At 69.9% G+C, this 23,817-nt stretch carries 23 protein-coding genes; 9 read left to right on the top strand and 14 right to left on the bottom strand.

What is annotated here, in order from left to right:
* Positions 1-33: 33 nt before the first annotated feature.
* The 5 genes from ACZ3H8_RS32275 (at position 34) to ACZ3H8_RS32295 (ending at position 6,882) form a co-directional block, all read left to right on the top strand.
* Positions 34-1,293, top strand: a complete 1,260-nt coding sequence (locus tag ACZ3H8_RS32275; RefSeq protein ID WP_467407830.1) for a ricin-type beta-trefoil lectin domain protein — start codon at positions 34-36, stop codon at positions 1,291-1,293.
* 327 nt (positions 1,294-1,620) lie between these two features.
* Positions 1,621-3,810, top strand: coding sequence for an RICIN domain-containing protein (locus ACZ3H8_RS32280; RefSeq protein WP_467407832.1), 2,190 nt, complete (start codon positions 1,621-1,623; stop codon positions 3,808-3,810).
* Between the two features lie 507 nt (positions 3,811-4,317).
* Complete coding sequence (locus ACZ3H8_RS32285) at positions 4,318-4,710, top strand: DUF485 domain-containing protein (protein ID WP_467407833.1); 393 nt, start codon at positions 4,318-4,320, stop codon at positions 4,708-4,710.
* Positions 4,707-6,323: a sodium/solute symporter gene (locus ACZ3H8_RS32290; RefSeq protein WP_467407834.1), complete on the top strand. Its 1,617-nt coding sequence runs from the start codon at positions 4,707-4,709 to the stop codon at positions 6,321-6,323. The genes ACZ3H8_RS32285 and ACZ3H8_RS32290 overlap by 4 nt, the downstream gene beginning before the upstream one ends.
* Before the next feature lie 46 nt (positions 6,324-6,369).
* Positions 6,370-6,882: an SRPBCC family protein gene (locus ACZ3H8_RS32295; protein WP_467407836.1), complete on the top strand. Its 513-nt coding sequence runs from the start codon at positions 6,370-6,372 to the stop codon at positions 6,880-6,882.
* Positions 6,883-6,896: 14 nt separating this feature from the next.
* Here the strand turns inward: ACZ3H8_RS32295 and ACZ3H8_RS32300 are convergent, their stop codons facing one another.
* The 8 genes from ACZ3H8_RS32300 to ACZ3H8_RS32335 form a co-directional block, all read right to left on the bottom strand.
* The gene (locus tag ACZ3H8_RS32300; protein ID WP_467407837.1) at positions 6,897-7,811 is read right to left on the bottom strand and encodes a LysR family transcriptional regulator; all 915 of its coding nucleotides are present in this window, start codon (positions 7,809-7,811) and stop codon (positions 6,897-6,899) included.
* Positions 7,808-8,989, bottom strand: coding sequence for a glycine C-acetyltransferase (locus tag ACZ3H8_RS32305; RefSeq protein WP_467407838.1), 1,182 nt, complete (start codon positions 8,987-8,989; stop codon positions 7,808-7,810). The genes ACZ3H8_RS32300 and ACZ3H8_RS32305 overlap by 4 nt, the downstream gene beginning before the upstream one ends.
* Before the next feature lie 24 nt (positions 8,990-9,013).
* Positions 9,014-10,042, bottom strand: coding sequence for an L-threonine 3-dehydrogenase (gene tdh, locus ACZ3H8_RS32310; protein ID WP_467407839.1), 1,029 nt, complete (start codon positions 10,040-10,042; stop codon positions 9,014-9,016).
* 272 nt (positions 10,043-10,314) lie between these two features.
* Positions 10,315-11,340 (bottom strand): dipeptidase, encoded by a 1,026-nt coding sequence (locus tag ACZ3H8_RS32315; RefSeq protein WP_467407841.1) that lies wholly within the window; start codon positions 11,338-11,340, stop codon positions 10,315-10,317.
* A gap of 158 nt (positions 11,341-11,498) precedes the next feature.
* The gene (locus ACZ3H8_RS32320; protein ID WP_467407842.1) at positions 11,499-12,005 is read right to left on the bottom strand and encodes a response regulator; all 507 of its coding nucleotides are present in this window, start codon (positions 12,003-12,005) and stop codon (positions 11,499-11,501) included.
* A gap of 265 nt (positions 12,006-12,270) precedes the next feature.
* A complete protein-coding gene (locus ACZ3H8_RS32325; RefSeq protein ID WP_467407844.1) occupies positions 12,271-13,224 on the bottom strand; it encodes a DUF6397 family protein in 954 nt (317 codons plus the stop codon).
* A gap of 121 nt (positions 13,225-13,345) precedes the next feature.
* Positions 13,346-13,750 carry a roadblock/LC7 domain-containing protein gene (locus tag ACZ3H8_RS32330; protein ID WP_398991720.1) on the bottom strand — a complete coding sequence of 135 codons (405 nt, stop codon included), beginning with the start codon at positions 13,748-13,750 and terminating at the stop codon, positions 13,346-13,348.
* A gap of 85 nt (positions 13,751-13,835) precedes the next feature.
* Positions 13,836-14,441 (bottom strand): GTP-binding protein, encoded by a 606-nt coding sequence (locus tag ACZ3H8_RS32335; RefSeq protein WP_467407845.1) that lies wholly within the window; start codon positions 14,439-14,441, stop codon positions 13,836-13,838.
* Between the two features lie 295 nt (positions 14,442-14,736).
* Between ACZ3H8_RS32335 and ACZ3H8_RS32340 the strand changes: the two genes are divergently transcribed.
* Entirely contained in the window at positions 14,737-15,297 is a 561-nt protein-coding gene (locus tag ACZ3H8_RS32340; RefSeq protein WP_467407847.1) for a GNAT family N-acetyltransferase, read from the top strand.
* On the opposite strand, the gene ACZ3H8_RS32345 is transcribed toward ACZ3H8_RS32340, so the two are convergent.
* Genes ACZ3H8_RS32345 through ACZ3H8_RS32360 form a run of 4 tightly spaced genes read right to left on the bottom strand, consistent with a single transcriptional unit; the run spans position 15,294 to position 19,568 of the window.
* Positions 15,294-15,704, bottom strand: a complete 411-nt coding sequence (locus ACZ3H8_RS32345; protein ID WP_467407883.1) for a DUF742 domain-containing protein — start codon at positions 15,702-15,704, stop codon at positions 15,294-15,296. The two genes, ACZ3H8_RS32340 and ACZ3H8_RS32345, sit on opposite strands and share 4 nt — an antisense overlap.
* A gap of 5 nt (positions 15,705-15,709) precedes the next feature.
* Positions 15,710-16,132, bottom strand: a complete 423-nt coding sequence (locus ACZ3H8_RS32350) for a roadblock/LC7 domain-containing protein (RefSeq protein ID WP_467407848.1) — start codon at positions 16,130-16,132, stop codon at positions 15,710-15,712.
* Complete coding sequence (locus ACZ3H8_RS32355; RefSeq protein ID WP_467407850.1) at positions 16,129-18,684, bottom strand: sensor histidine kinase; 2,556 nt, start codon at positions 18,682-18,684, stop codon at positions 16,129-16,131. The genes ACZ3H8_RS32350 and ACZ3H8_RS32355 overlap by 4 nt, the downstream gene beginning before the upstream one ends.
* 47 nt (positions 18,685-18,731) lie before the next feature.
* Complete coding sequence (locus ACZ3H8_RS32360) at positions 18,732-19,568, bottom strand: MHYT domain-containing protein (protein ID WP_467407851.1); 837 nt, start codon at positions 19,566-19,568, stop codon at positions 18,732-18,734.
* A 151-nt stretch (positions 19,569-19,719) separates the two neighbouring features.
* Here ACZ3H8_RS32360 and ACZ3H8_RS32365 point away from each other — a divergent pair, with 151 nt between their 5' ends.
* From ACZ3H8_RS32365 to ACZ3H8_RS32375, 3 genes are all read left to right on the top strand, one after another.
* A complete protein-coding gene (locus ACZ3H8_RS32365) occupies positions 19,720-20,319 on the top strand; it encodes a class I SAM-dependent methyltransferase (protein ID WP_467407853.1) in 600 nt (199 codons plus the stop codon).
* 178 nt (positions 20,320-20,497) lie between these two features.
* Positions 20,498-20,803, top strand: coding sequence for a hypothetical protein (locus tag ACZ3H8_RS32370; RefSeq protein WP_467407854.1), 306 nt, complete (start codon positions 20,498-20,500; stop codon positions 20,801-20,803).
* Positions 20,804-21,267: 464 nt separating this feature from the next.
* Entirely contained in the window at positions 21,268-22,068 is an 801-nt protein-coding gene (locus ACZ3H8_RS32375) for a hypothetical protein (RefSeq protein ID WP_467407855.1), read from the top strand.
* 189 nt (positions 22,069-22,257) lie between these two features.
* Here ACZ3H8_RS32375 and ACZ3H8_RS32380 read toward each other — a convergent pair whose 3' ends face one another.
* Together ACZ3H8_RS32380 and ACZ3H8_RS32385 are read right to left on the bottom strand one after the other, a co-directional pair.
* Positions 22,258-22,440: a hypothetical protein gene (locus tag ACZ3H8_RS32380; RefSeq protein WP_215094399.1), complete on the bottom strand. Its 183-nt coding sequence runs from the start codon at positions 22,438-22,440 to the stop codon at positions 22,258-22,260.
* A gap of 69 nt (positions 22,441-22,509) precedes the next feature.
* A complete protein-coding gene (locus tag ACZ3H8_RS32385) occupies positions 22,510-23,589 on the bottom strand; it encodes a fatty acid desaturase family protein (RefSeq protein WP_467407857.1) in 1,080 nt (359 codons plus the stop codon).
* Between the last annotated feature and the right edge of the window lie 228 nt (positions 23,590-23,817).

A 23,817-nucleotide genomic window follows, 5' to 3' on the forward strand; every position in this document is an offset into this window, starting at 1 on the left:
CCCTTCCTCCTTCATGTCCCGGAAGGGAGAGTCATGGACTCCCCCCGTTTGACGCGGCGCTTGCTGCTGTCCGTTCTGTCAGTCCTGACCCTTGCGACTCTCACCAGCGGTATCGCACAGGGCGAACCCGCACCGCCTGTCGCTGCGGCGGCACCTGCCGCAGTGACGTTCTCCGACGACTTCGACGGCCCCGCGGGCTCCGCCGTCGACGCCGGCAAATGGCAGATCGAGACGGGCGACAACGTCAACAACCACGAGCGGCAGTACTACACGGCGGGCAACCGCAACGCCGCTCTCGACGGCCAGGGTCATCTGGTCCTCACCGCCCGCCGCGAGAACCCTGCCAACTACCAGTGCTGGTACGGCAGATGTGAGTACACCTCCGCCCGGCTGAACACCGCGGGCAAGTTCACCCAGACCTACGGACATGTCGAGGCCAGGCTCAAAGTGCCGCGCGGCCAGGGCATGTGGCCCGCCTTCTGGATGCTCGGCAACGACATCGGCCAGGTCGGCTGGCCGGGCTCGGGCGAGATCGACGTGATGGAGAACGTCGGCTTCGAGCCCTCCACCGTCCACGGCACGCTCCACGGCCCGGGCTACTCCGGCTCGGGCGGCATCGGCGCCGCGTACACCCTCCCCGGCGGTCAGGCCTTCGCCGACGCCTTCCACACCTTCGCCGTCGACTGGGCTCCCGATTCGGTGACCTGGTCGGTCGACGGCAACGTCTACCAGCGGCGTACGCCTGCCGATCTCGGTGGCCGTACCTGGGTGTTCAACAAGCCGTTCTTCCTGATCCTCAACCTCGCGGTCGGCGGTTACTGGCCCGGCGACCCCGACGGCAGCACCGTCTTCCCCCAGCAACTCGTCGTCGACCATGTGCGGGTCAGCACCAGCGACAGCCCGGGCGTCGGCGGCACCATCACGGGTCTCGGCGGCAAGTGCGTGGACGTGGCGGGTGCCAACAGCGCCAACGGCACACCCGTACAGCTCTACGACTGCAACGGCACCGGCGCCCAGCAGTGGAACGTCGGCACGGACGGCACGATCCGGGCGTTGGGCAAGTGTCTGGACGTCACCTCCGCCGGGACGGCCAACGGCACCGCCGGCCAGCTCTGGGACTGCAACGGAACTGCCGCCCAGCAGTGGGTCGTCACCGCCGCCCACGACATCGTCAACCCCCAGGCCGACAAATGCCTGGACGCCACCGGCAACAGCTCAGCCAACGGCACCCGCCTGCAGATCTGGACCTGCACCGGAGCCGCCAACCAGAAATGGACGGTGACCGGCCGATGAGCGGGCAACTCCTTCGCAGACCCGCCGTGTTGCGCGGCGTGCTGGGCAGCGGCACCTCGCGCGGCTGACCTTCTGGTCGGTCAACCGCGTCCGTCCCTGCACCGGCGGCTGCGCCGTCACCTGCTCGGGCGTCTCCCAGCAGCCGTGGGACTTCACCCGCGTCTTCGCCCAGTACACCGGCCGTTTCCCCTTCCCCGTCCCTCTCCCCCATCCGTCAACCCCCCACCGAGCCGGCCCGCCGGCACAGGAGAAACCGTGCTCCGATCCCTGCGAACGCCCAGAGCGGGCCGTCACGCCTTCACAACCGCCCGCCGCACAAGGCCCCTTGTGGCTGCCTTCGTCGTGGTGGCCTCGGCCTTTTCGGCCCTCGCCGCCATCCCGTCCACCCAGGCGGCCACCCCTCAAGGAACCGCCGGGGCGGCCGGGGCCGCCGCTCTGCCGACCAGTTGGGCCACCGTGGTGAACAGCGGCAGCGGCAAGTGCCTGGACGCGCGCTCGGCCGCGACCGTGAACGGCACCGCCGTCCAGCAGTACGCGTGCAACAACTCCGCCGCCCAGCAGTGGAGCTTCACGGCCACCAGCGACGGCTTCGTGCGGATCAACAACCGCAATGACGCGAGCCAGGTCGTGGACGTGAGCGACGTGTCCACCGCCGACAACGCCGCGGTGCACCTGTGGACGTACGGCGGCGGCAACAACCAGCAGTGGCAGGCCGTCGACGAGGGCGGTGGCGCCTACCACTTCGTCAACCGCAACAGCGGCAAGTGCCTGGACGTCCCCTCCGCCTCGGCGGCCGACAGCGTCCAGCTTGTGCAGTACACCTGCAACGGCACGGCGGCCCAGCGGTTCCAGGTCGCGCCCGTGAACAGCGCGCCCGGTGACGTGGACCTCGGACCGAACGTGGTCGTCTTCGACCCCTCGATGCCGTCCTCGACCATCCAGAGCCGGCTCAACTCGATCTTCCAGCAGCAGGAGACCAACCAGTTCGGCGCCCAGCGCTACGCGGTCATGTTCAAGCCGGGCACCTACAGCAACGACGTCAATGTCGGCTTCTACACCCAGGTTCTGGGCCTCGGCCAGTCGCCCGACTCGGTGACGATCAACGGCGCGGTGCACGTCGAGGCCGACTGGTTCCCGCCGCAGAACGCCACTCAGAACTTCTGGCGCGGCGCCGAGAACCTCTCGGTCAACCCGGCCGGCGGCACAGACCGGTGGGCGGTGTCCCAGGCGGCTCCGTACCGGCGCATGCATGTCCGTGGCAACCTGGCGCTGGACGACGGCGGCTGGGCAAGCGGCGGATTCATGGCCGACAGCAAGATCGACGGTCAAGTGCGGTCCGGTTCGCAGCAGCAGTGGCTGACCCGCAACTCCCAGCTCGGCAGCTGGACAGGATCCAACTGGAACATGGTCTTCGTCGGCAGCCAGGGCGTTCCGGGCAACACCTTCCCCAACCCGCCCTACACGACCGTGAACGAGAGCCCCACGGTCCGGGAGAAGCCGTTCCTGTACGTGGACGGCACCGGAGCCTACAAGGTGTTCGTACCGTCCCTGCGGGCCAACTCGTCGGGCACCACGTGGGCGGGCGGCAACGCCGCCGGCACCTCGCTCGGCATGGACCAGTTCTTCGTCGTGAAGGTCGGGACGACCGCCGCGCAAATCAACGCCGCACTGGCCGAGGGGAAGAACCTGCTGGTCACTCCGGGGGTCTACCACCTGAATCAGACCCTGCGGGTGACTCGCCCCGACACCGTGATCCTGGGGATCGGCCTCGCCACGTTCATCCCGGACGGCGGCGTCACCGCCATGACGGTCGCCGATGTCGACGGCGTCAAGGTCGCGGGCATCCTCTTCGACGCCGGTACGACCAACTCGCAGACCCTGATGGAGGTCGGCCCGGCAGGCTCCTCGGCCGGTCACAGCGCCAACCCGACGTCCCTGCACGACGTGTACTTCCGGGTCGGCGGCGCCGCGGTGGGCAAGGCGACCACCAGCCTGGTGGTCAACAGCGACAACGTCATCGGCGATCACATGTGGATCTGGCGCGGCGACCACGGCAGCGGCATCGGCTGGAACAGCAATACGGCGGACACGGGACTCGTCGTCAACGGCGATGACGTGACGATGTACGGGCTGTTCGTGGAGCACTACCAGAAGCATCAGACGATCTGGAACGGCAACGGCGGGCGCACGTACTTCTACCAGAACGAGATGCCGTACGACCCGCCCAACCAGGCCGCCTGGATGAACGGCTCGACCCAGGGCTACGCGGCGTACAAGGTGGCCAACTCGGTCACCAGCCATCAGGCGTTCGGGCTCGGCAGCTACTGCTTCTTCAATGCGAATCCGTCCGTGACCGCCGAGCACGCCTTCGAGGTCCCCAACAATCCGAATGTGCGATTCCGGAACATGGTGACCGTCTCGCTCGGCGGCACCGGAACCATCCGCCATGTCATCAACGACAGAGGCGGCCCGTCCAACTCCTCGACGAACGTGGCCAATCTCGTCAGCCATCCCTGACGCGCTCTTCCCGCAGTACGCCGGCCGGGCCGGACCCGACAACCGTCGGGTCCGGCCCGGCCGCGCGGGAGGAACGGCTGATCGCGGACGAGGGCGCGGCCACCGTCGGCTATCTGCTGCCTGTGGTCTCCATCGCACTCGGGGCGATCGTTCTCGACGAAGCGCTCACCTTCCGGGTCGTGGCGGGCGTGGTCGTCGTACTCACCGGTGTCGGTCCGACGCGGTGGCAGAGGCGGACGCCGTCGGCATCGCCGCTGGTGGGAGCGGAGCAGTCGTCGCTTCGCGGACCGCGGCGCCGTGATCACAGTCGCCGAACGGTCTGTCGCGGCCAGGGCCGCCCCTTTCTGAGGCCGGAGACAGGGCTCTGGTCGGTCCATGAACAGTCAACTGACCGACCGGACAGTCATGCAACAATGCACCGGCTGCCGCTACCCGCGGGTAACGTGGCCGCTCCGTCAGCATGCCCTGCCCCTGCCGTCCGCACAGGCATACGAGGAACCCATCGCGATGTCGTACTACCCCCCACAGCCCTCATATCCCGAGCAGCCGGGCCACCCCCACCAGGCCTGGCAGGCGCCGCCGGCGGCCGAGCCACCAGCCGATCCGCGCCACGACATACGGGCGTTGAGTGCCGCCTACCGTCGGCTGCGCCGGGTCGCGACTGTGACTGCCCTCGGGTACTTCGTACTGTTCCTCATACTCTCCGCCTATGCGCCCGGGCTGATGACGGGCAAGATCACCGGCGGCCTCAACATCGCTCTGCTGCTCGGCCTGATCCAGCTCCCCATGACCCTGATCGCCGTTGCCGCGTACGAGAAGTCCGCGCGCCGCCGGGTCGACCCGCTCGCCGAGGCCGTCCGCCTCGATGCCGCCCCGACCACCCAGGGAGCACGCCGATGACCGGATTCAGCTCCGAGGCCCAGACCATGTCGTTCGTCGCCTTCATCGCGGTGACCACAGTGACCCTGCTGCTGTGTGTGATGACCGGGCCCGACCGCGACGACCTGGACGAGTTCTACACCGGCTTCCGCTCCCTGTCCCCCATGCAGAGCGGCCTTGCCATCGCCGGCGACTACATCTCCGCCGCGAGTGTGCTGGGCACCATCGGAGTCATCTCGCTGCTCGGCCAGGACGGTCTTGTACTCGCTCTCAGCACCGCTCTCTCCCTGGTGCTGCTGATGTTCCTGTTGGCCGAACCCCTGCGCAACGCGGGCCGGTTCACCATGGGCGACGTGCTCACCCGGCGCGCCCCCAGTTCCGCCGTCCGCATCACCGCGTGCCTGGTCACCCTTATCGCCCTCTTCCCCCTGCTGATCTTCCAGCTGGCGGGCGCCGGTGATCTGCTGGCCTTCGTCCTCGGTATCAACGCCGCGGGCTTCAAGACCGGCTCCATCGTGCTGCTCGGCCTCCTGATGATCATCTACGCGGCCATCGGCGGTATGAAGGGCACCGCCTTCATCCAGATCGTGAAGACTGTGGTGCTGCTCGCCGCGGCCACCGCCATCGCCTCGCTCATCCTGAACCGCTTCGACTTCAGCATTCCCTCGCTGCTGGACGCGGCGGCACGCGGGAGCGGTGCGGGCGATGCGTATCTCGCGCCCGGGCTCCAGTTCGGCGGCGACGGGCTCGACATGATCAGCGCCCAGCTGACCGTCGTGCTCGGCGCGGCGTGCCTCCCGCACATCACGATGCGTATGTTCAGCTCCCGCAGCGCACCCGCCGTGCGGCGCTCCATGTCCTGGGCCGTCTCGACCGTCGTCGTCGTGTGCCTGCTCTGCGCCGTGATCGGCTTCGGCGCCGCCGCGATCGTCGGCCACGAGCAGATCACCGCCGGCGACCCACAGGGCAAGACCTCGATCCTGCTGGTCAGCCAGGCGATCATGGGCACCGACGTCTCCACCTTTGAAACGCTGCTGTTCACCGCCATGGCCACGGCGATCTTCCTGACACTGCTGGCGTCCGTCGCCGGCATCACGCTCGCCTGCGCCAACACCCTTGCCCACGACCTGATCACGCACGGTCTGCGCCGCAAGCAGGCTCTGCGTGACAGCACCGAGATGACCATCGCCCGGGCGACGGCCGCTGCGGTCGGCCTTACGGCGATCTTCCTCGCGGCGGCATCCCGGCATGTGAACCTGCAGGCGATGGTCACTCTGTCCTTCTGCCTGGGCGCCTCCGCCATCGCGCCCGCGCTCATCTACAGCCTCTTCTGGCGCCGCTACAACCGCACCGGGCTGCTGAGCACACTCATCGGCGGTACGGCGAGCGTTCTGATCCTCATCACGGGGACCACCCTCGTCTCGGGTTCCGCCCAAGCGATCTTCCCCGACAGCGACTTCACCTGGTTCCCGTACACCACGACGGGCCTTGTCTCCGTCCCCGTGGGATTCCTCGCAGGCTGGCTCGGCACTGTCTTCGCCCGCCACAGCCCGGGGACGCGCCGCCAGGAGGAGTACGACTACGACGCGGTCGAGGCTTCCATCCTGGCCGACGCCGCACGGCCGAAGGGCTGATCACCGACTGACTCGTCCACCCGTAGCCACGATCGGAGTCATACCCATGGCACGTACCTTCTCGGTCTCGGACAGCATCGTCATCGACGCCGCACCCTCGACGATCTACACACAGGTCAGCAACCCCGCGCTGATGGGCCGCTGGAGCCCGGAGAACCGGGGCGCGACGGTACTCGACGGCGCCGAGTGGGCGTATGTGGGCATGGTCTTCAACGGCTACAACAAGCGCGGGCCTATGCGCTGGACCACGCGGTGCACGGTGACCGCGGCGGATCCCGGTGAGCGGTTCGCCTTCCGGGTGCGTGCCATAGGGCGGCGCCGGCCTCTGCTGCCCGGTCGCATCGCCACCTGGGAGTACCGCTTCGAGGCCGTCGATGGCGGCACCCGGGTGACCGAGACCTGGACCGACGACCGGCGTGCCTGGCCCGATGCACTGGCCCATGCCTTCGACAGAATGGCGACCCGGGGGCACACGTTCGCCGACTTCCAGCGCCGCAATATCCGCACCACCCTGGACAACCTGAAGCAGGCGATGGAGGCGACGCCGGCCAAGGACTGACCGGTCGGCTGCGCTCAGTCGGTGGAGAGTCCGGCCGCGGAATCGGCGAGTGCGTCGAGGACCGGCCGGAACAGCGGGTGCGCTTCCGCGCCTCGGCGTACGGCGGCGAAGACCCGGCGGGTCGCGGCCGGGCCCGCCACCGGTCGTACGACGGTGTCGTTCAACTCCATCCCGCGCAGTGCCGAGCGGGGCACCAGCGCCACCCCGGCGCCCGCTCCGGCGAGTGCCACGACGGCGCGGAAGTCGTCCGAGGAGTGCATGAGGCGGGGCTGGAAACCGGCGAGTTCGCAGGCGAGCAGCACCATGTCGTGGCAGGGGTTGCCGGGATACGGACCGATCCAGTCGCTGTCCGCGAGCTCGGCGAGCGCGACGCGTTCGGCCGCGCCGAGGGGGTGGCCGGCATGCAGCACGGCGTCGAAGGGCTCCGCGTACAGCGGCACACGGGCCAGGCGCCGGTCGTCCTCGCGGGGCGCTCCCCGGTACTCGACCGCGACGGCCAGATCCGCCTCGCCGTCGAGCACCAGCGGCAGGCTCTCGTCACCCTCGGCGTCCCGTACGCGTACCCGGATGCCCGGGTGCTCCGCGGCGAGACGCCCGATGGCCGGGGCGACGACCTCGGCGATGCCGGTGGCGAACGCGGCGACCGTGACCTCGCCGGCCGCGCCACCCGCGTAGGCCGCGAGCTCGGCCTCGGCCCGCTCCAGCTGGGTCAGAACCGCGTTGGCGTGCTCCAGCAGGATTTCTCCGGCAGCCGTGAGCCGTACGCCTTTGCCGCTACGGGTCAGCAGGGTGTGGCCGGTCTCCTGTTCCAGCGCGGCGAGCTGCTGGGAGACGGCGGAGGGGGTCAGATACAGCGCTGCGGCCGCGGCGGTCACCGTTCGGTGGTCCGCCGCGGCACGCAGGATACGCAGCCGGCGGGGGTCGATCACCCAGCCATTGTCGCCCGCGCGTCGACGAAGGCCGCCACCGCCCGCTCGACGTCCTTGGTGGAGTGCGCCGCGGAGAGCTGGACGCGGATCCGGGCCTGGCCCATCGGGACGACGGGGTACGAGAAGCCGATGACGTACACGCCGCGCTCCAGCAGGAGTTCGGCCATCCGGCCGGCCTCGGCGGCGTCGCCGATCATGACGGGGGCGATGGCGTGGTCGCCGGGCAGGATCTTGAAGCCCGCCTCGGTCATCTTCGTACGGAAGAGCGCGGTGTTCGCGTTCAGCCGCTCGCGCAGGTCACCGGCAGACTCCAGCAGGTCGAGGACCTTGAGGGAGGCGGCGGCGATCACCGGGGCGAGGGAGTTGGAGAAGAGGTACGGGCGGGAGCGCTGGCGCAGCAGGGCGACGATCTCGGCGCGGGCCGCGACATAGCCGCCGGACGCGCCGCCGAGCGCCTTGCCGAGGGTGCCGGTGATGATGTCGACGCGGTCCATCACGCCGTGCAGCTCGGGGGTGCCCCGGCCGCCGGGACCGACGAAGCCGACCGCGTGCGAGTCGTCGACCATGACCATCGCGTCGTAGCGGTCGGCGAGGTCGCAGATCTCGGCGAGGGGGGCGACATAGCCGTCCATGGAGAACACGCCGTCGGTGACGATCAGGCGGCGGCGGGCGTCCTGGGTCTCCTTGAGCTGCTGCTCGAGGTCGGCGAGGTCACGGTTGGCGTAGCGGTGGCGGCGGGCCTTGGACAGCCGGATGCCGTCGATGATGCTGGCGTGGTTCAGGGCGTCGGAGATGACCGCGTCCTCGGGGCCGAGGAGGGTCTCGAAGACGCCGCCGTTGGCGTCGAAACAGGAGGAGTAGAGGATCGTGTCCTCCTGGCCGAGGAACGCCGACAGGCGTGCCTCGAGCTCCTTGTGCACGTCCTGGGTGCCGCAGATGAAGCGGACGGAGGCCATGCCGTAGCCCCAGCGGTCCAGCGCTTCCTTGGCGGCGGCGACGACCTCGGGGTGGTCGGCGAGACCGAGGTAGTTGTTGGCGCAGAAGTTGAGCACATCACCCGAGGCGACGGACACGGAGGCGCTCTGCGGGGTGCCGATGACCCGCTCCGGCTTGTAGAGACCGGCGGCGCGGATCTCGTCGAGGGTGGTACGGAGGTCGTCGCGGACGGACGCGTACATGGTGGGACTCCTTAACGAAAAGCTTCAGACGGTCCAGTCGAGGATGATCTTGCCGCTGCGGGCGGTGGCGGCCTCGTCGAAAGCGGCGTCGAAGTCCTGGTAGCCATAGCTGCCGGTGATCACCGGGGTGAGGTCGAGGCCGCCTTCGAGCAGGACCGTCATCGCGTACCAGGTCTCGAACATCTCGCGGCCGTAGATGCCCTTGATGGTGATCATCGAGGTGACGATCTTCGACCAGTCGACGGCGAACTCGTCCGCGGGCAGGCCCAGCATGGCGATGCGGCCGCCGTGCGTCATATTGGCGACCATGTCGCGCATGGCCTCGGGGCGGCCGGACATCTCAAGTCCGATGTCGAAGCCCTCCTTGAGCCCGAGCTGCCGCTGCGCCTCGGCGATGTCGCTCTGGGCGACGTTCAGCGCCAGGGTGGCGCCCGCCTTGCGGGCCAGCTCCAGGCGGGGCTCGCTGACATCGGTGATGACGACATTGCGCGCGCCGGCGTGCCGGGCGACGGCCGCGGCCATGATGCCGATCGGGCCCGCGCCGGTGATCAGTACGTCCTCGCCGACCAGCGGGAACGAGAGCGCGGTGTGCACGGCGTTCCCGAACGGGTCGAAGATCGCGGCAATGTCCAGGTCGACCTTCGTGCGGTGCACCCAGACATTGGACGCGGGCAACGCGACGTACTCGGCAAACGCACCGTCGCGGCCGACGCCGAGGCCGATGGTGCTGCGGCACAGATGGCGGCGGCCGGCGAGACAGTTGCGGCACTTGCCGCAGACCAGATGGCCCTCGCCGCTCACCACGTCACCGACCGCGATGTCCTGGACGTCAGCGCCGATCGCGGCGACTTCGCCGACGAACTCGTGGCCGAGGACGCGGGGCGTGCTGACGGCCTGCTGGGCCCAGCCGTCCCACGACCTGATGTGCAGGTCGGTGCCGCAGATCCCGGTGCGCAGCACCTTGATCAGCACGTCAGCGGGGCCGGCCTCCGGCTCCGGCACGTCCATGAGCCAGAGGCCTGGCTCGGCGTGCTGCTTGACAAGTGCCTTCATCGGGGCGGCTCCAGCATCGTGGTGGGGGTGACCGAGGGCGGGTGGACCTGCACCAATCTGCCCATCGGTGACTTCAGAGTCCATCGAGGATTTCTTAAGCGGGCCAACAGCGCAGCTTCATGCCGGTCCGGTGGGGGGCGGGGGGAACGGCACGAGCAACACGTTGCACGGGAACGGGGGCCGCACCAGGCAAGGCTTCACCGAACTCCGGCGCGGACCACTCGTTCAGCCGCGGGTCTCGGTCGTGCAGCGTCCGGGAGCCACTCGGGTCCTCAGGCGGGGCGGCCCAGTTCCTTGCGGAAGAGGTCCAGGACGTTGCCGCCGAGGATCTTGCTGATGGTGTCCTTGGGCAGTCCGCGACGGTGGAGCGTCTCGGTGACCAGGGGCAGGCCGCGGGGGCCTTCGAGGCCGGGCAGCGCCCACTCGAAGCCGTAACGGTCCTCGCAGCAGGGCGGGGTGATGTCCTCGACGACCTCTTGGATGAAGTCGGGGCCGAGGCCCACGTGGTCGGATCCCGCGATCTCGGTGATGTGCAGGATGTGATCGGCCAGCCGGTCGAGCGTGCAGTCGGCGGGGTCGGCGGCGAGGAATTCGGGCAGGAAGTTCACGCACACCGTGCCGCCGGTCGCAGCGATGCCGCGGATCTGGTCGTCGGTGAGGTTGCGGTGGTGGTCACGCAGGGCGCGGGCCGAGGAGTGGGTGGCCATGACCGGCCGGGTGGCCAGCTCCAGGACATGGGCGACACCGGACGCGCTCAAGTGCGAGACGTCGAAGAGGATCCCGAGGCGCTCCATCTCGGCGAGTGCTTCGACACCGGCGGCGGTGAGGCGGCTGCCGGTGGCGTCCTCGCCACTGCCGTCGGCCAGTGGCGTACGGCCCCAGTGGGCGATGGATGCGACCCGCACGCCGAGCCGGTGCAGCGTGGCGAAGAGTTCCACGTTCGCGTCGACACCCGGTGCGCTCTCCAGCGCGAGTACGAGCGCGATCTTGTCCTCGGCCAGCGCCGCGTCGACATCGGCCCCGTCCAGGCAGAGTCGTACCGCGTCCGCGTTCCCCTCAGCGAGGGTGTGGGCGCACTCGATCATCCGAAGTGTCTCGCGCAGTGCCCCGTCGGGGCGGAACTGGTCACCGATGAAGACCGGCAGCACTTGCACATCGACGCCGCCGTCGCGCAGTTGGGGCAGCCAGCGCTCGCGGAAGAACTCCGCCCAGCGGTGCGGCGGACGCGCGGTGACCGCCATCAGCAGGTCGTTGTGGGCGTCCGCGACGATGGAGCGGTGGTGCAGGGCGAGAGGCACACTCTGGCCTTCCTGATCGGCGGGGCGGGGCGGGACACGGCGGCGCCGCGGGCGCCGAGACCAGGTCGTTCGACGGGCGGCGGGCGGCCGGTTTCAGGTGACGCGTGGGCGCCGCCCTGGGCGTACGGCCTGCTCGGCTCCGGCGGCCGTCGCATCGGTCAGTCGACGCCGTGGATGCGGCGGGCGCGGCCCGTGGTGGCGCCGCTCTGGCGCGATACCCGCGCGTCCATCAGGTTGGGGAGGTCGGCGGCCGAGGCGTCGGCCCGTCGGTCGGTCAGCGCGCTGACCTGGGCGCGCAGGCTCTGGTTCTCGGTGTACAGATCGGCGAGCGCCCTGACTTTCGTGCGCACCACCCAGGGGTCGACGGGCTTGACCAGGAAGTCGGAAACCCCGAGATCGTAGGCTCGGGCGGCCAGGTCGTCGTCCCTGCCGAGGCCGGTCATCAGCACGACAGGCAAATTGCGGGTGTGGTCGAGGCGTTTGAGGTAGGCGAGCACTTCCAAGCCGTCCATCTGCGGCATCACGACGTCGAGGATCACCACTCCTATGCCGCCGCGCAGGACGGTCTTCAGCGCTTCGTCCCCGCTGTGTGCCCGTACCACCGGACGCCCCACGGGGCGTAACAAGCTCTCTATCGCGAAGAGGTTGTCCTCGCGATCGTCCACCACAAGGATCTTCAAGGCACAGCCCACGTCCCCATTTGTGCCTCCCTCGACAGTCGGCCACATCAGCGTACGCCGCGCGCTCGGGCGAGGGGCCCCGTCCGTGTCCTTCGCCTCCCGCGCGGGCTTCGGGCGTAGGGGCAGTATGAAGCTTCGGGCGGCGTGAAGCACCAGGCGTGAACGCGCCCCTTTGTCCAGTTTTCCGAAACGGCAAGTCAGCAGCGTCCCGTACGGACGGGGCCCGGCCGCCCCAGTGATCCGGCAGTCGTCAGCCCACAGACCCCGCCTTTCTGATGCGCAGTCGCCTGAGCAGGCCGCGTCCGTACGGACTTCGGCGCACCGGCATCAGCCGGGGGCGCCCGGGAACTGCCTCCCCCTTGAACTCGGGGGCGGTCTTCCCGGCGGGCTGGGGCGCCGGGCGCAGCTCGCGCGCCTCCCGGAGTGCCTGGGCCAGGCTCACTCGGTGCCAGAGGATCTCGTCCGGGTGGTCCGCCAGGAGCAGCCGCTCCACCATCTCCCTCCCGGCCTGCGATTCCGGGCGGCCGGGGACGAGTTCGGTCCGGAGAACCCGCAGATGCGAGCGTTCGTAGGGATCGGGCACCACTTCCGCCACGGCGACCGGGTCGAGTACCGAGGCGATCGCCGCGGCCCGCTCCCAGGGATCCTCGGTCCTGCCCAGCAGCAGTCCGAGCCGTCGGCCCCGCCAGTTCCGTGAGCGCCGGTCCTCGCCCATGTCCAGCATCGTCCGCAGCGCCGGTGGGGTCCTGCCGCTGAGGAGGGCGGGATGGGCGAGGGCGAATTCGCTGAGTTCTTCGGCCAGATAGAGCCAGACGACCGCGCGGTAGCGGTTGAGATAGAACCGGATCGGGATGAGATGGCCCGTGCGGGCGAGACGGGTGAACCGCGCCGGGCTGATCGAGATGAGCCGCGCGCCCTCGACCGTGCCCACGGTCCTCACCCGTTCCCGCAGGGCGTCCGGGAATCCTTCCGACCTGCGCAGCCGGTCGACCTCCTGCCGGTCGATCCGCGGCGGGCCGCCGCTCGCACCGGGAGTGGTGCGGATGTGCCCCAGCTGGACCGCGAGATCCAGCTCGCCCCGCTTCAGGTTCAGTTCATGAGCGGCCCGGCCCAGTGCCAGACTGTCCACCGCCGGGCCGCCCGCCGCCGGACTGCCCGGTGCGTGCGGTCCCAGACTGCGCGTCGATGCTTCCTTCACCGTCATGACGGTCTCCCCCGTGAGGTGTGAATACTCTCGGTGACGACCGTAGCCCGACTGAGGCGCATCCCGCCCGCCCTGTGGACAACTCCACGAACCGGGCCATGACCAGCTGAATTCCCGCAACTCAGCGGGCAGTTCCGCCCGGCTGCCTGGCCTCGACGCCCAGATGCTCGCCGACCCGGTTCACCATCAGCGTCATCTCGTACGCGACCAGACCGACGTCCGCCTCGGCCGCGCTGAGTACACAGAGGCAGCTTCCCTCGCCGGCCGCCGTGACAAAGAGCAGCGCTTCGTCGAACTCGACCATGGTCTGCCGCGCCTTGCCCGCGCGGAAATGACGTCCGGACCCGCGCGCCAGGGAGTGCAGGCCGGACGAGACCGCGGCGAGATGTTCCGCGTCCTCCCGCGCCAGCCCCGTGCTCGCTCCGGTCACCAGACCGTCGTTCGACAGCACCAATGCGTGACGTATGTGCTCGATCCTCTTCGTCAGGTCGTCCAGAAGCCAGTCAAGGCCCTTGTCCAACGCCATGGTTGGTCCTCCCCGCTCATACGTTCCCCGTGGCCGCGCGTCGTCCGTAAGCCTTTCGTACGGGGGACGACACGGCAAGGTGCAGCTAGCCGACCGAATCGAGCAGTCGGGCCGTGTGCATACGGCTGGCATATTCGACCAGTCGTACGAGCACCTCTTTCCCGGAGTCGCGGTCACGCGCGTCGCACAGCACCACAGGTGTCCCACGATCGAGATCGAGGGCGCATGAGACTTCGTGCGCGCCGTAAGTGCGGGCTCCGGCGAAGCAGTTGACCGCGACGACGAACGGGATACGGCGGTGCTCGAAGTAGTCGACGGCGGGAAAGCAGTCCACGAGGCGCCGCGTGTCGGCGAGGACGACGGCTCCCAGGGCGCCCTGCGACAGTTCGTCCCACAGGAACCAGAAGCGGTCCTGTCCCGGGGTGCCGAAGAGGTAGAGGGACAGGCCGGAGCGGATGGTGATGCGTCCGAAATCCATGGCGACGGTCGTCGTGGTCTTCTGGTCGACTCCCCCGGTGTCGTCGACTGTACGGCCCACCTGGCTGAGGTGTTCCTCGGTGCGCAAGGGCCGTATTTCACTTACCGCGCCGACCAGGGTGGTCTTGCCGACGCCGAAGCCGCCGGCGACCAGTATTTTCAGCGCGAGGGCGGTGGACTCCCCACCGGTGCTGTGAGAGCTCTCGGAGGCCATCGGTCACTTCTCTCGGATCAGCAATTTCTCAGGGTTGGCGCATGCCAGTACTGCCATTAGTGCCAGTACTTCGAGTACGCAGACAGCATGGCAAGAGCGGCCCTCCCCGGAGGGAAGGGATCGCTTTTAGAGCGTTGTGACTGTTCCGGGCCCATTCGATGCCCATTTCTGCAGCCCTTTCCGCAGTCCTTCCACAGACATTCCTGCTGCCATTCCATGCTCCGGAGGGGCTCGACCGGCGAGGCAGGATGAATATTCGCTGGCGGCTGCCGCCGGGTGTGCCGAGGATCGGGTCATGCCCTTCTTCCTTGCGACCGACCGTCTGACGCTTCGCCCTTTCAGCGAGGCCGACGTGGACCATCTGTTCGACCTCGACAACGATCCCGAGGTCATGCGTTTCATCAACGGAGGCCGGCCGACCACCCGCGAGGCGGTCGAGGCCGAGTCCCTGCCGCGGTTCCTTCGTCACTATCCGTGCATCGGCAACCGCGGCTGCTGGGCGGCCGAGGAGCGGACCACCGGCGAGTTTCTGGGCTGGTTCGAATTCCGGCCCCGGGACGACCACAGCGCCGCCGTGGTGGAACTCGGTTACCGGCTGGGCAGGGGCGCCTGGGGACGCGGGTATGCGACGGAAGGTTCAATCGCCTTGATCCACAAGGGGTTCACGGAGCTCGGCGTGGAGCGGGTGACCGCGAACACGATGTCGGTCAACGCCCGTTCGCGGCGTGTGATGGAGAAAGCGGGCCTGAGCTATGTCCGGACCTTCTTCGAGGAGTGGCCGGAGACCATCGAAGGCTCCGAGGGGGGCGATGTCGAGTACACCCTGGCCAGGGCCGACTGGGCGCGTGCACGCTAGAGAGCCCTCAAGCCCTCGATCACCTCCCTGAGGATCTTCTCGTCGGGCAGCTGAGCGGGCGGTACGGGACGGCTGACCCGGACATAGCCCGCTTCGAGGAGATCGCCGAGAAGGACCCGTACGACACCGACCGGCAGATCGGCGTCGGCGGCGAGTTCCGCGACGGACTGGGTCTCGAGGCGGCACAGCGTGAGCAGTGTGCGGTGTTCGGGGCCGAGGAGGGACTCCTCGGCGGCGCCGGGCGCGTCGGCCGCAATGTCGACGAGTGCGATCAGGTCGAACCGTACGTTGCTGGGGCCCGGCTTGGTCCGCCCGCCGGTCATCGCGTACGGGCGTACCAGCGGGCCGGCTTCGGCGTCGTACCACTGGCTGCCGACAATGCCGGCCATGTCTGATGTGTCGGTCATGTTGGTCACGTCGCGATGATGCGCGGCGGGGTGCGCAAATGCTCGCCGACACGTTTGACAAGTCGCGCCATTTCATAGGCGATCAGGCCGATGTCGGCGACGACGGAGGTGAGTACGGCGAGGCAGGACCCGTCGCCCGCGGCCGCCACGAAGAGGAAGCCGTCATCCATCTCCACCATCGTCTGGCGTACGCCCCCGGCGTGGAAGTGGCGTCCCGCTCCCTTTGCGAGGCTGTGGAATCCGGAGGCGACTGCTGCCAGATGCTCGGCGTCCTCGCGGGTCAGCGCGGTCGAAGCGCCCACCGGCAGGCCGTCGTTGGACAGCACGACCGCGTGGCGGACTTCGCCGACGCGCAGGACGAGGTCGTCCAGCAGCCAGTCGAGGTCGCCCAAGGTGTGGCGGGCTTCGACTGTCTCGTGCTCGGTCATGGTCTGTCTCCTTCGCTGCCGGGTGCGGCGGTGCCGGGGGCGGCGGTTCGAGGCGCGGGCGGGCGAGGCGCGGACGTGCGAGGCGCAGCCGTGCCTGGAGCCGCGCCACCGCCCCTGGTCCAGCCGTTGCGGTATGCCGTCATTCGGTCCCGTACCTGTTCGGGGGTGCGTTCCGGGGATTCCTCCGCGCCCGTTGCCTGGTCCTCCGGCTCCTGGGCCGGGGGCTCTTCGCGCAGCTGCGGGACGAGGTGCGCCTGCCTGACCCGGCGCGGGAGTTCGCCGTTCTCGGTCTGCGGCGGGGCGCCGCGCAGGCGCAGGGCGGTGACTCCGGGCGGTGTGGGAATCTCGGCCTGCGCTACGAGCGCCGGGCGGTGGGCCGGGGCCGGGACGGGTGGGCCGGTCCTGCGCGGTCCTTGTTCCGGCGGCGCGGGCGGTGCCTCGTGGCCGGGGTCCGGAGCGCCGCGGGAGCCCGCCGGGGCGGCGCTTTGCAGGAGTGAGGTCGGCAGCAGCACGACCGCGGTTGTGCCGCCGTACGGCGAGGTGCGCAGATGGACCTTGATGTCGCGGCGGAGGGCGAGGCGGCTGACGACAAACAGGCCGAGCCGGTCGCTGTCGAACAGGTCGAGGGCTTCGGACTCCTCCAGGCGGCGGTTGGCTTCGGCGAGAGTGTCCTTACCCATGCCGAGGCCGCGGTCCTCGATCTCCAGGACATAGCCGTTGCCGACGGGTTCGCCGCTGACCCGCACCTTGGTGTGGGGCGGGGAGAACTGCGCGGCGTTCTCGACCAGTTCGGCCAGCAGGTGGGTGACGTCGGCGACAGCGGCGCCGACTACGGCGGTCTCGGGGAGTTGCCGTACCTCCACGCGCGCGTAGTCCTCGATTTCCGAGACGGCGGCCCGTACGACGCTCGTCAGCGGAACGGGCATGCGCCAGGCGCGACCGGGCGCGGCGCCGGAAAGGATGATCAGGCTCTCGGCGTGCCGCCGCATACGCGTGGTGAGGTGGTCGAGCCGGAACAGATCGCCGAGTTCGTTCGGGTCATCGGCGCGGCGCTCCATCGTGTCGAGCAGGGTGAGCTGGCGGTGGACCAGGATCTGGCTGCGGCGGGCGAGGTTGACGAAGACTCCGGAGATGCTGCCGGCGAGCTCGGCGCGTTCGATCGCGGCGCTCAGCGCGGCCCGGTGGACGATGCCGAGCGCCTCGCCGACCTGGCCGATCTCGTCCTCGGCGGGCGGACCCGGCGGGGCTTCGGCCTGGATGTCGATCTCCTGGCCGGTACGCAGTCGGCGCATGGCATGCGGCAGCCTGTGCCGGGCGATCTTGAGTGCGCCGTTGCGCAGACTGATCAGTTCGACGACGAGGACGCGGCCGGTGCGTACGGAGATGATCAACGAGGCGGTGACAGCGGCGAGTCCGAGGAGCACGGCCGCTCCTGCCGGGGTGAGGATGCCTTCCGTGACGGGGTCCGCCCTGTCTGCGGCGCTGCCGCGGGCGTCCGTCTCGATGGCGCGTATGCCGTCCGCGACGGTGGTACGGGCGTTGTCCCACGCCGTGGCCGGGACGATCTGTGCCGCATCGCGGCCTGCGGGGGCGGTGACCACCTTGTCCTCGGCCGTCTGCAACTGCCGGTAGGCGCTCTGCCTGGCGAGTTCAAGCCAGGCGGCGCGCTCGGGTCCGCGCAGGTCGGTGACGGTCGATTCGGTGAGGCTTCTGCGGGTCGAGACGGCTCCGGTGAACCGCCGCAGGCGTTCCGTGGCCATGGAGTTGCTGAGCTGCGCCGAGGTGAGGAGCGCGTCCTCCTGGGCGAGCATCTCGCCGGCCCGGGCGAACTCCAGCAGCACGCGGGCATCGGAGCCCGGTCCGGCGTCCTGGATGCCGGCGAGTGCGCCGGAGACGCCGAACGCGGCGGTGACGGTGGCGGTGTACTGCTCGTACGTGGTGTTCCAGCGGGCCTTGCCGCTGACGACGGCGGTACGGAGGGTGCGGAGCTTCTCCGCACGGGCGACGAACTGGTCGAGTCGTCCCGCCACGCCGGCCGGGATGCCGCCGCCCGCGGCGACCGTCGTCCGGTCGTCGAGGCGCAGTTTGCTCACGGCGTCGTCGGTGCGCCGTGCCTCCTGCTGCACTGCGGCGGCACGTTCGCCCGAGGGAGCCGCCACCTGACGTACTGCCGCGCGCCGTTCGTCCTGCAGGGCGGCGACGGCGGCGGCGACGGGTTCGCGGATCTGGGCGTCGACGCGCTGCAACCGGCTCAGCCGCGACACCTCTTGGGCGGTGCTGACCGTGGCGAACCCCCACAGGGCAAGCAGCGAGACGACCGGCACCATCAGCAGGGAGATGATCTTCGCTCGTACGGTTCTGGGGCGCGGCAGCCATCGTCCGCGTGTGACAGCGGGGGTCGGGGGACTGTCCGGTGGCTCCTGTCCGGTGTGTTCGACTGCGGGCGGCCCTGCGTGCGCGCGTCGTCCGCGGGCTGCCGACGCGGGCGCGGGTGGCAGTGGGGGCGACGGCGCTGTCGGGTCGGCGCCCGGGGTCCTGCGGGGTGTGCGCATGGCCTCCTCGTTCCGGTTACAGGGCTGGGGGTGCCGCAGCCGGCCGGCTAGGCGGTGGCAGAGGTCGTGGTGCCCGTGCTGCTCGCGGCGGGTTCGGTGCTCGCCAGAGACCCAGCGGGAGCGGCTTCGGTCGGCCGCTCGGCCGAGGTGTAGGCGGCGCGTTCGCGTGCCGTCGGGGAGAGCGCGACGAACGCGGAGGTGACGAAGAGGTACGACCCGAGGCCGACGGCGAGGGGGAAGATGAATTGCATCGCCGTGGCCCCGGGCAGTTGGGTGCCGGAGGGCTCGGCCCGCACGCTGACCGCGAGCATTCCGGTGTAGTGCATGCTGCTGACCGCCGCCCCCATGACCAGCGAGGCGACCGCGACCGCCACCGGCGACTTGATATTGAGCGCCGCCCATAGGGCCGCTGTCGCGGCGACCACTGCGATGACGACCGAGAGCACGATGAGCAGCGGGTCGTAGTGCACCGTGCCGTGCAGCCGGAGGGCGGCCATGCCCAGGTAGTGCATGCTGGCCACGCCGACCCCGGTGGTGAGCCCGCCGACCAGGAGCGACCTGGCACGGTCGCGGCCGAAGCCGACGCAGAACACTCCGGCGCCGACGACCAGCATGGCGACGAGCAGGCTGAGGATGGTCAGCGGCACGTTGTAACGGATGTCGGTGCCGCGCACTGCGAATCCGAGCATCGCGACGAAATGCATCGTCCAGATGCCGGTGCCGATCGCCGATGCAGCGGTGATCAGCCAGTTGCGGCGGGAATGACCGCTCGCGTCGAGCGCGCGTACGGTGCAGCGCAGCCCGAGGGCGGCGCCGATGACGGCCATCGCGTACGACAGCACGGGAGTCAGCAAGCCGAAGGCGGCGTGGTCCAGGTGTCCCATGGCTCAGGGACGCTAGACCCGCAGGGGGCGCACGCAAGGGGCGCATTTCGAAAGCTGATGGAATATGACAGAGAGATGTTTCAGAACGATCGTGCAGCGCTCGAACGTGTGCACCGTACGGTCGGGTGAGCCGCTGGGGGATCATGTCCTCATGGCCGACGACCACACACATGTGCAGGAGTTCTTCGGCGCCCGCGCCGCGGACTGGGACAGGCGCTTCCCCGACGACGGCCCGGCCTACGCCGCCGCCGTCGCCGAGCTCGGGCTGCGCCCCGGAGACGCGGTGCTCGACGCGGGCTGCGGCACGGGCCGCGCGCTGCCGCCCCTGCGGTCCGCCGTGGGGCAGCAGGGCATGGTCATCGGGGCGGATCTGACACCCGCGATGCTGGATGAGGCACTGCGCGCCGGGCGAGGCAGCAGCGGACAGCTGCTGCTCACCGATGTGGCCAGGCTGCCGTTGCGCACCGGGTCACTGGACGCCGTGTTCGCCGCCGGCCTGATCGCACACCTGCCCCAACCGGACGTGAATCTACGAGAGTTGGCCCGGGTGGTGCGGCCGGGCGGAAGGCTGGCGCTCTTCCACCCCATCGGCCGCGCGGCCCTCGCTGCCCGCCAGGGCCGGCAGATCACCGACGCCGATCTGCGCGCCGAGCCCGTCCTCCGTCCGCTGCTGGCCGGTTCGGGCTGGCGGATGATCTCGTACGTCGACGAGGACGCCCGTTTCCTCGCACTGGCCGTCCGTCAGGACTGAGCCACCGCCACGGCCCCTACGAACTCCTCCGGATCGGCGGAGCTGAAGTGGCCGCGTACCACGATCGAGTCCATCGCCCCGGGACGCCGACACTGACGTAGCAGGCCCAAGTCCGCGCAGCAATGACAGACTTGGAAGATCGGCGGCGGACGCGCCGCCCTGGGGAGAGGTGGTCCGGGTGTTCAACAGACTCCGCAGGCTCCGCAAGTTCCTCACGTACCGCCCCGAGGACCCCGAGGGGACGGCGGCAAGCCGGGTCCCGCCGCGGCAGCACAACATCTTCGAGGCCGCGGCCGTCTATGTGTCGGGGTGCGCGGAGGACGATCAGGAGCAGATAGACGAGGCGGTGACCTGGGTGTCCCCCGAAGCGCTCTCCTTCGGGATCAACGAGCTGGCCTGCCGCGCGGTCATCGCCCTCGCCCGCGAGCGGGACGAGTCCCCGCAGACGGTGGCGCGTAGTCTCCTCGGCCTGCCCTCCGCGTGACGTCGGTCAGGGACAGGTCGTAGCGGGCGAGCGCCTGGGCCGGGGTCAGTCCGGTGCGCTCGGCGTAGGCGAGGCGTTCCTTGACCTCGCGGACGGTACGCGGCCGATAGCCGGGGCCGCCGCAGCAGCCCTGGCGGAAGCGCAGACCCGCGCTCAGCACGGCGGAGAGCGCGCGCCAGCCTGCGGTGTCACGGCGACGCGGCACCGCGAGGGCCGAGCCCGCGTTCAGCAACACGCCGCCACATCGCGGGCAAAGGTCCGTACGGACCCTCGCGTAGTCCGGCGCCTTCTTGAAGGAGGCCCGGCAGGGCAGGCAGACGAATTGGTGACGGGCTGCGGGCATGGGGAGATGCTAGGACCCCGGCGCGGAACAGGCCGAATCATTTTCGACACGCAGGCCCTCGACTACCGGGTTACCCACTGGTTAAGGTGCGCCGACGAACGATCGGATGGGGGAGGGTGACGTGGCCGGGACGGACGACGCCGTCGACGACGACGCGCTGTATGTGCTGACCGCGGTCCTGCTGACGCCGGCCCAGTTCCCGAGCGTGCTCGGCGACGACTTCCCGGCCGCCTGCGCGGCGCTGGGCCTCGAGCCGTACGCCGAGGGGTACGGACTCGTGCTCGGCCAGGACGCCGAGGGCGCGCGGTGGACGGTCGTGGTCGACGATGTGTCGCTCGTCGCCGTCGCGATCGCGTCCTGGGACTGCGGGATGGAGTACGACCTGTCCCCCAGCGAGCGCACGGTGGTCGCCGCACTCCCGGGCTGGCCACTGGCCGTCGCGGTCGCGGCGCCCGGCGTGCCCGCGCCCCACGATCCGGCGCCCGAGGAGGGCGACCGGCCACCGTTGGCGCCGCCCGACACCGACGTGTGGGGGCCCGCGCAGCGCCGGCTGGGGGCCGACGAGATCGCGCTCCAGTGGGCGGAGTGGCGGCAGCAGCTCGACGACGAGGTGCTGGCGTCGTCGGACACGCCCGACGACGAACGGGAGCAGTCGCACGAAGGTGTACGGCGGGTGCTGAAGGAGGCCCACGGCTATGTGGCGTCGCCCCCGCCGACCGGGCGGGTCCGCTCCACCTTCGCACCCGGCGGGGCGCGGACGCTGCGCGCCGACGGTCCTGGCTGGTCCCTGGTCGCCAGGACCGACGACATCGCTTTCGTGCTGCTGGACGAGGAGCCGTGCGAGGTACTGCCGGTGGGCCGCGGACCGGAACTGCCGGCGCTGCTGGAGGCGCTGGACAAGATGGCCGTGCGCCCGGCCTGAGCCCCCGGCCGGCTGTGCCCCTTGGCGATTGCGATCCGGTGCTGATCAACGGGGCTGCCTTGACGGTGTCGGGAAGCTGCGAAGCGAGAAACGCGGGTGACCCCACCGCTTCCAGCGGCGGGGTCAGGCGCGCGTATGTCGAGTCCCCCGGCTACCGCCCTGGCACAGGCGTGGACCGAGGGCTCCGGATCAGCGGCCGATCTCCTTGCGGGAGACACGGCGCAGCCTGCGGCGCTGGCTGGGGTCCAGCATCAGATACGCCGCCGCGGGCACTCCGAGCACCACCAGCAGCGCCCACCAGAATCCGATCAGCGGCATCAGGAGCAGGCCGACGGCCACTCCCCCGATGACGAGCTTTGTTCGTGTCGACATCTTCGACGCCTCCTTCGCGGCCTTGGCCGCTCCTGGCATGAGAACGTGCACGCACGTCTCACGGTTCCACTATGCGTCCGCGCGCAGCGGTTCGCCGACCTTGTGCAGGTGGGTCAGCGCCTGCCGGTAGGAGTCGACGAGCCCCGTCTCGGTGTACACGACGGCGAGCGAGCGGCAGTGGGCTCGAACCAGCGGCTGGGCGAGCCTCAGGTGGGGACGCGGCATGCTCGGGAAGAGATGGTGCTCGATCTGATAGTTGAGGCCGCCCAGGAACCAGTCCGTGACCAGGCCGCCGCGGATGTTGCGGGAGGTGAGCACCTGCCGGCGCAGATGGCCCCAGCGCTCGCCGCTCTGCTCGTCGGGCACCTCCATGCCCTTGTGGTTCGGCGCGAAGGCCATGCCCAGGTGGAGGCCGAGCAGCATCTGGTGAACGAGCGCGAAGACGACGGCGTGGCCGAGCGGCATGGTGGTCAGCAGCAGGGTGACGTAGGCGCCGACATGGGCGAGCAGCAGCAGGCCCTCGAGGGCGCGCTCGCGCCTGGGCTGGCGGGCGCCCGCCTCCTTGGAGAAGACGGCCTGGAATCCGTAGACCTTGAGCGCGATGCCTTCGAGGGTGGTCAGCGGGAAGAACAGCCAGGCCTGGTGGCGGGTGAGCCAGCCGCGGATCCCGGCGCGGCCCTCGGCCTGCTTCTGCGTGAAGACCAGGACCTCGGCGGCGACGTCCGGGTCCTTGTCCGTGTGGTTGGGGTTGGCGTGGTGCCGGTTGTGCTTGTCGTTCCACCATTCCTGGCTCATGCCGAGGAGCACATTGGCGTGGATGAGCTGGATGACCCGGCTTCCCCGGCGGGCGCCGGTGATCTGGGCGTGTCCGGCGTCGTGGCCGAAGAAGGCGGTACGGGCGGACACCACTGCGAGCAGCGGCGCGAGCAGGAGCACCCACCAGGAGCCGCCGATCAGCGTCATGCCGGTGATCACGGCGGCGAGGCCGAGCAGGTTGACGGTGATGCCGCGTGTGTACCAGCCGGTGCGGCGCTCCAGGAGGCCCTGCTCCTTGACCTGCCGCAGGAGAGGCGCGAAGTCGCTCCCGGTGCTCCGCCGCGCTCCCTCGACAGGGGCAGGGGGCGCGAGGGTGGCGGTGGCCTGGGGCATGAGGGGACTCCGGTCTGTAGGCCGTGCGAAGATTTGCTTCTGCGTTGACCTCAGCAAACGTACGTTCCCGTGCCCCCTCGCGGCCATGACGCCAGCACCCGGTCTTCGGCGGAGGAAAGCCCATGGGCCAAGGGGGGTGCTGACTACACCCCCGTCCTGCACATCCCCGCCGGCTCGTCGTGAGATACGTCACGGCCTTGCCGCATCCGTCCGGCGTCCGGTGTGGAG

This window comes from Streptomyces sp. NPDC002868 (assembly GCF_055563295.1).

Bases quoted from the DNA above. Each gene is read 5' to 3' on its own strand.
- ACZ3H8_RS32275 (WP_467407830.1), top strand. From the start codon at position 34: ATGGACTCCCCCCGTTTGACGCGGCGCTTGCTGCTGTCCGTTCTGTCA.
- ACZ3H8_RS32345 (WP_467407883.1), bottom strand. From the start codon at position 15,704: ATGACCGACACATCAGACATGGCCGGCATTGTCGGCAGCCAGTGGTAC.
- tdh (WP_467407839.1), bottom strand. From the start codon at position 10,042: ATGAAGGCACTTGTCAAGCAGCACGCCGAGCCAGGCCTCTGGCTCATG.
- ACZ3H8_RS32330 (WP_398991720.1), bottom strand. From the start codon at position 13,750: ATGGCGTTGGACAAGGGCCTTGACTGGCTTCTGGACGACCTGACGAAG.
- ACZ3H8_RS32365 (WP_467407853.1), top strand. From the start codon at position 19,720: ATGGCCGACGACCACACACATGTGCAGGAGTTCTTCGGCGCCCGCGCC.
- ACZ3H8_RS32360 (WP_467407851.1), bottom strand. From the start codon at position 19,568: ATGGGACACCTGGACCACGCCGCCTTCGGCTTGCTGACTCCCGTGCTG.
- ACZ3H8_RS32290 (WP_467407834.1), top strand. From the start codon at position 4,707: ATGACCGGATTCAGCTCCGAGGCCCAGACCATGTCGTTCGTCGCCTTC.
- ACZ3H8_RS32340 (WP_467407847.1), top strand. From the start codon at position 14,737: ATGCCCTTCTTCCTTGCGACCGACCGTCTGACGCTTCGCCCTTTCAGC.
- ACZ3H8_RS32285 (WP_467407833.1), top strand. From the start codon at position 4,318: ATGTCGTACTACCCCCCACAGCCCTCATATCCCGAGCAGCCGGGCCAC.
- ACZ3H8_RS32355 (WP_467407850.1), bottom strand. From the start codon at position 18,684: ATGCGCACACCCCGCAGGACCCCGGGCGCCGACCCGACAGCGCCGTCG.
- ACZ3H8_RS32380 (WP_215094399.1), bottom strand. From the start codon at position 22,440: ATGTCGACACGAACAAAGCTCGTCATCGGGGGAGTGGCCGTCGGCCTG.
- ACZ3H8_RS32325 (WP_467407844.1), bottom strand. From the start codon at position 13,224: ATGACGGTGAAGGAAGCATCGACGCGCAGTCTGGGACCGCACGCACCG.
- ACZ3H8_RS32295 (WP_467407836.1), top strand. From the start codon at position 6,370: ATGGCACGTACCTTCTCGGTCTCGGACAGCATCGTCATCGACGCCGCA.
- ACZ3H8_RS32350 (WP_467407848.1), bottom strand. From the start codon at position 16,132: ATGACCGAGCACGAGACAGTCGAAGCCCGCCACACCTTGGGCGACCTC.
- ACZ3H8_RS32305 (WP_467407838.1), bottom strand. From the start codon at position 8,989: ATGTACGCGTCCGTCCGCGACGACCTCCGTACCACCCTCGACGAGATC.
- ACZ3H8_RS32385 (WP_467407857.1), bottom strand. From the start codon at position 23,589: ATGCCCCAGGCCACCGCCACCCTCGCGCCCCCTGCCCCTGTCGAGGGA.
- ACZ3H8_RS32335 (WP_467407845.1), bottom strand. From the start codon at position 14,441: ATGGCCTCCGAGAGCTCTCACAGCACCGGTGGGGAGTCCACCGCCCTC.